Below are 624 nucleotides of genomic sequence, written 5' to 3'. Positions count from 1 at the left end.
TGGAAGCACTCAAGGCGACGACCGAGCTGGCAGCGTTGGAACGTTCCTTAAATTCCCTACGGGATTTTTTAGCCAAAGAAAAGAACGGATGGCAGTCCCAATGATTGTGCAGTTTTTCAATAGGGGGAAAGGCGGCGGGAGTGGTCCGATAGACTATCTTCTAGGCAAAGACCGCGACCGAGAAGAAGCCAGATTATTACGCGGCGACCCCGAAGAAACCGCCGCCCTGATAAACAGCAGCGATTACGCCAAGAAATACACCGCCGGCTGCCTGAGCTTTGAAGAAAGCAACATCCCCGCCGAACAGAAACACGCCCTGATGGACAGCTTCGAAGAGTGTATTTTTGCAGGATTGGACACAGACCAATACAACTGCCTATGGGTAGAACACCGAGACAAAGGGCGTTTGGAACTCAACTTCGTGATACCGAACATCGAGCTTTTGAGCGGAAAGCGGTTAAAGCCCTACTACTACGCCGCCGACAGAGGAAGAGTGGACGCATGGCGCACCATGCAGAACCTGACGCACGGATACAGCGACCCAGACGACCCCACCAAACGGCAGAGCATGACCCAAGCCAAAGACCTGCCGAGAAACACGCAGGAAGCCGCACAGAGCATCAC

At 53.7% G+C, this 624-nt stretch carries 1 protein-coding gene; it reads left to right on the top strand.

Features of this window, described 5'->3' with window-relative positions; all coding sequences use genetic code 11:
• Nucleotides 1–100 precede the first annotated feature (100 nt).
• Nucleotides 101–624: relaxase/mobilization nuclease domain-containing protein (locus K5E19_RS23380; protein ID WP_221553316.1), on the top strand; the 524-nt coding region annotated here is incomplete at its 3' end.

The organism is Enterobacter sp. RIT637 (assembly GCF_019718755.1).
Lineage (GTDB): Bacteria > Pseudomonadota > Gammaproteobacteria > Enterobacterales > Enterobacteriaceae > Enterobacter.
This window is presented reverse-complemented; position numbering and strand designations above follow the sequence as displayed.